We start from the raw sequence: 5,048 nt of genomic DNA on the forward strand, positions 1-5,048 counted from the left end.
CTACAAAAATTTAATTGTTAATAATATAAATGTTCTCTGTTCTCAATATCCTTAAAGCGCAATATCACGCCTTTTCAGCCTGCAAAGTAAGAAACAAATTTCCTAAATACTTTTAGAAGTTATTTTACTGATTATCTTATAGTTGCAAGAGTAGTAAAAGATGTAGCAGAGAAAGAAGAAGAATTTGTCAGAGGCGCAGGAAAAGGGTTAAAAGGCTGATATATAGCCTTATTCAAATTCGACGGCCAACGGCAAATTTCGCTCTCTGTATATATTGACACTGTTTTTTAGCACCTTACTTTATAAGGATGCGGAAACGTAATCGTCTTATATACAATCTATAACGGTTTGCTTCGGCAGAAAGCGATTGCTTATAAAGGGTAGAAATAACACCAATATCAGACACCAGTGACAAGAAATAAACTTATATCAATCTGCATTGGCAATTAGCTAAAGTAAACCCGCCATTGATCCGGGTCCATCAATGGCGGGCTGCTTGATGCTGTATGCTTATTTTATCAATAGCTACGGCAAAATGGCTTTTTCTTTTCTCAGCAAGTGTACAAAATCGGACATCAGTTCTTTGCTGGATGCCCTCATGTAGCGCTGGAATGCCTGAAAAGAACGGTGTCCGGAAAGTGACATTACATAATTTATCGGATAACCGCGCTTATAGAGGTTTGTCACGCAACTCCTCCGTGCCGTATGAAAGCTGATCAGTTCGTATTTAGGAACTGCAACAATGGTGGTTTCTCCACCGCGTAGTTCCTTGCGGGTGATCATTTCGTTGATGCCACACCGTGCGGCAAGCACCTTGATGATTTTGTTAGCTTTCATCTTGTCGATAACCGGAAAACCTATCTGCTGATAGTGAGCTATGAGTGGCGCTATCTCTTTCAATATCGGAATCTCAACCAGTTCTTTCGTCTTATTCTGATAAAGCGATATCACTCCCTTGCGTATGGTGGCTTTGTTCAACTGCCGGACGTCACTGATTCTCAGCGCCGTATAGCAAGCTATAACAAATGCATCCCTCACTTCGCGCTCCTGGTCATTTTCCGTCTTCACCAAGGAAAGCTTCAGAATTTCCTTTTCTTGCAAATAAACCTGTTCGCTCGAATTGGAAGGCAATGTGGTTTGAACTTTCAAGAAATAGTTGTTCGTTGTCATCTCATTATCATAGGCGCGATGCAGCAGATTCTTAATCACCTTCAAGGTGTTGATGATTGTATTCTGCGTATAGCGCTTCTCATTTTTCCCATACTTATACCCATAAAGGTAGTTTGTGAAATCGGCAAAGAATCTCTTGTTGAAGTCGTCAAACGAACCGATCGGCACCTTTCTCTGTCTATTATAGTCTTCCAGGCGCCCCAAGGCTGTAAGATAAGTGGCCTTGGTACTTTCAATACCGCGCCGTCCTTTTCGGTTCACGCTCTTTTCATACTCCTCAATCAGCCCTCTCAGGCAGATAAGGGGATTTTGCAGAAGCTCTTCTTTCTTCTGACTCTCATTGACAACTTGCCGGACAATGGAGGCCGACAGATACTCACCTCTTATGGCAAGTTTCTCATCTATTTCATACAGGGACATGGCAAGATTGTCAATTTGTTCATTGATATGTTTCAGCCGCAGCCTCTCTCGCAGGTTTAAGCGCCCGGTTTGGCTGCACCGATAAGTTTCATGATTCCAGAACTTCGGTTCTACGCGAAGTTTGGTGTAAATTCTGATTCTCCTTTTGTTAATAGTTATTACAAGCATAATTTGCGTTAGTTTATCCTCCTCACAGACTTGTTTCAGATTGAATCTTAGCTTCAAGTCTTTTTCTTCTTTTCTATTCAGTGGCATTTGTTTCATAATCATTAATGCTATTGTTCGTACATAAACAAAGAATTACCCGTTTCTTCTTATTAGTAAAACTTAAGAAAACCTATAAAAAAACGATGTTTTTGCCTTATTCAGCACCAAGCACGAAAAAAAACTTTTATTTTGTTTGCGGATGTCAATAGAATCGCTACCTTTGGCGCGTAAAAGCATGTGTTACGAAGGGACGTTTTTACAACAAAATGCAAAACTCTAATTTCTATATATACATTAAGGCATTACAAGCCTATAATTTATTGTTTTTTGTCTGAACGGATAAAAAAATAAGGAATTATTTTGTATTTAGGAAATTCATTTTATCACTCTTATCTCCTAATATACAAGCTTAAATAGTAATAAATACATCTTATAAAGCAAGATATTCTATTTACAATATTCATTTTTTGAATTCACACAATAAAATGCCAATTCTTCAAAATTTCAAAGGATGACAATTTTAATATACTTTACAATAATATCTAACAAATAAAATTGCATATCCGGCCAATGCAAGCAAGGAAACTATTCTATAATTCCACAGCGGCTTAAAGCATCTATCCACTTTTGAGCATCAATCAGAGCCTGCTCTTTGGGTATGCCATAATGATTCATTAACACATGTGCTGCATCCTCCAATGAGAAATCAGCTCCTTGCAACTCTTTCCAAAGAAGTAGCGCCGTACTGTTGAGCGAAATCACTTTGGTCATGTCGGCCTGAGACTTCCCTTGCTCAACAATCAGGTTCTCACCGGCAACTTCCCGAACCTTGTAAATGTCTCCAATCTTCATAAATATAAATATTGATTTGTTATTAAAATGTCGCAAAGATAAACATTCCCTTCTAAATACTTCATCATAATATTGAAAAATGCCTAAACTTTAAAACTTGCTTTGATTTACAGTTTCAAAATAATACTGTAGATTTCAGTTTTATTCCCTATATTTGCCCCGGAAAAAGTAAACAGTGAATTCAGCTGAGAAATATGACTCCAATACAAAAACAGTTTTTCGCACTTGTCCAATCGGGTTTATGGGGCATGGACATAGACTCTACTTTGTTTGACCGGCAAACGGACTGGCAACAATTATACCAATCGGCCAAAGTGCAAGCCCTGCTTGGCATCACGTTCGACGGCATGCAAAACTTGCCGAAGGAACTGCATCCCGCGCGCGAACTTTATTTAAAGTGGTGCAACTCTTTGCTTCAAATAGAAGAAAACAACCACATCCTGAACCGTGAACTTGCTAATGTCTATGCGCTCTATCGTGCCAATGGGATAGAACCGGTTCTGCTGAAAGGCCAAGGAGTGGCACAGAACTATCGAATTCCACTGCATCGCCAATGCGGAGACATCGATTTGTATATAGGCCCCAAAAACTATAAAACAGCCAATAAACTGCTCAGACAAGAAGCAACCGGCGAACACGAAGAGAACCACAAACATACGTGCATACACTGGCACGGCGTGGATATAGAAAATCACCGCGTCCTTTCCCGGTTTAGTTCTCCTTCCTCCGACGGGCATTTTCAACGGGAGATAGCGCGTTGGCATAACACTGCAGCATGCCGGAACCTGGAAATTGAAGGTTGCCGGGTAACTCTTCCCCCACTATCTTTTGATGTTGCCTACGTGCTGGCACACTCCACCCTGCATTTTCTGAATGAGGGAATCGGACTTCGCCAAGTATGCGACTGGGCAAATCTACTCCATGCCCGACGAGAAGAGATTGACCGGAAGAAGACTGCGAAACTGTTACGGCAATGGGGGTTGAGCAAAGCTGCCAGGGTATTTGGCGTAGTAGCGGTCCGCTATTTGGGACTTCCTGCAGAAGATCTGCCTATAGCTTATACCGAAAAGGACTTGAAAACCGGTGAATGGTTGTTCAATGACATTTGGCAAGGGGGTAACTTCGGGCGGTATACCACCAAAATAAAGCAACGCCCCAAAGGATATTGGAGAGGGAAATGGTATACCTTTACCCGTGCCACCCGGCGGTGCCGCGAATTCGGGTCCTTGGCTTCGGCCGAAGCACGTTGGTATCCCCTTATGCTTGCCGTTCATTCGGCACAAGTACAATGGAATAAATTGTGGAACAGAAACTAAATAGGAAACAAGATGAAAAATAAAGTTTTAATTGCCGCAGGAGTCGTATTAGTATTAATGCTGATAGGGCTAACCGTCTTGCTCATTTCAGAAAAGAAGACCAATAAAGAGTTGGTGCTGGAGTTCAACCTGGACAAGGAAGATCTTGAAAATCAATACACCGACTTTGCCAAACAATATGACGAACTGAAGCTGACCGTCTCCAACGATTCTTTATCCATGCTTTTGGAGCAGGAACAGCTGAAGACACAGCGTCTGCTGGAAGAGTTGCGCACCGTGAAGACCAGCAACGCCAGCGAAATACGCCGTCTGAAGAACGAACTGACCTCCTTGCGTAAAATCATGGTAGGTTATATCAACCAGATAGACTCGCTGAATCGCCTGACCGCGCATCAGAAGGAAATCATTGCCGACGTAACTCAGAAGTACAACGCCGCTTCCCGTCAGATAAACAATCTGTCGGAGGAGAAAAAGACGCTGAACAAGAAAGTAACCCTTGCCGCACAACTGGATGCTACCAATATCTCCGTGCAACCTACCAACAAGCGGGGCAAAGTGGCAAAAAAGGTAAAAGACATCGTAAAACTCAAGATCAACTTCACCATTGTGAAGAATATTACTGCCGAAACCGGCGAACGGACTCTTTACGTCCGTATTGCGAAGCCGGATAATGATGTGCTGACCAAGAATTCGTCTAATACCTTTAGTTACGAGAACCGTAACCTGGCGTATTCTATCAAGAAATACATCGAGTATAACGGTGAAGAACAGAACATAACGGTTTATTGGGATGTAGAAGAATTTCTCTATGCCGGGGCTTATCGCGTAGACATTTTCTCTGATGGCACGCTTATCGGTTCGCAATCGTTTACTTTGGAGTAGCGACAGCACGGAATGATGGCAAGTACACCATGCTATAATAGTAGAAAGACATACATTAGCTCTGTTTAGTCATTACATTCATTAGCGTTTAACGGCCGTGAACACATCGCCTTACAGTCATGAACAGATCTGTTTATGGTCGTGAGGCGATGTGTTCACGGCCGTTAGCCGTCTGTTATGTTCTTGCTTTTGCGAAGTTAA

The 5,048-nt window shown here is 41.8% G+C and carries 4 protein-coding genes; 2 read left to right on the forward strand and 2 right to left on the reverse strand.

Annotated elements, in window-relative coordinates:
* Positions 1-525: 525 nt before the first annotated feature.
* Positions 526-1,854 carry a site-specific integrase gene (locus tag AAE250_RS23275; protein ID WP_342289478.1) on the reverse strand — a complete coding sequence of 443 codons (1,329 nt, stop codon included), beginning with the start codon at positions 1,852-1,854 and terminating at the stop codon, positions 526-528.
* Positions 1,855-2,382: 528 nt separating this feature from the next.
* Positions 2,383-2,649, reverse strand: coding sequence for a PqqD family protein (locus AAE250_RS23280; RefSeq protein ID WP_342289479.1), 267 nt, complete (start codon positions 2,647-2,649; stop codon positions 2,383-2,385).
* Between the two features lie 194 nt (positions 2,650-2,843).
* Here AAE250_RS23280 and AAE250_RS23285 point away from each other — a divergent pair, with 194 nt between their 5' ends.
* Entirely contained in the window at positions 2,844-3,965 is a 1,122-nt protein-coding gene (locus AAE250_RS23285; protein ID WP_342289480.1) for a nucleotidyltransferase domain-containing protein, read from the forward strand.
* Between the two features lie 12 nt (positions 3,966-3,977).
* Positions 3,978-4,847 carry a hypothetical protein gene (locus AAE250_RS23290; RefSeq protein ID WP_342289481.1) on the forward strand — a complete coding sequence of 290 codons (870 nt, stop codon included), beginning with the start codon at positions 3,978-3,980 and terminating at the stop codon, positions 4,845-4,847.
* Positions 4,848-5,048 lie beyond the last annotated feature (201 nt).

This window comes from Bacteroides sp. GD17, assembly GCF_038448625.1.
Classification (GTDB): domain Bacteria; phylum Bacteroidota; class Bacteroidia; order Bacteroidales; family Bacteroidaceae; genus Bacteroides.

Excerpts from the sequence above, each read along its gene's own strand:
- AAE250_RS23275 (WP_342289478.1), bottom strand. The coding sequence starts at position 1,854 with ATGAAACAAATGCCACTGAATAGAAAAGAAGAAAAAGACTTGAAGCTA.
- AAE250_RS23280 (WP_342289479.1), bottom strand. The coding sequence starts at position 2,649 with ATGAAGATTGGAGACATTTACAAGGTTCGGGAAGTTGCCGGTGAGAAC.
- AAE250_RS23285 (WP_342289480.1), top strand. The coding sequence starts at position 2,844 with ATGACTCCAATACAAAAACAGTTTTTCGCACTTGTCCAATCGGGTTTA.
- AAE250_RS23290 (WP_342289481.1), top strand. The coding sequence starts at position 3,978 with ATGAAAAATAAAGTTTTAATTGCCGCAGGAGTCGTATTAGTATTAATG.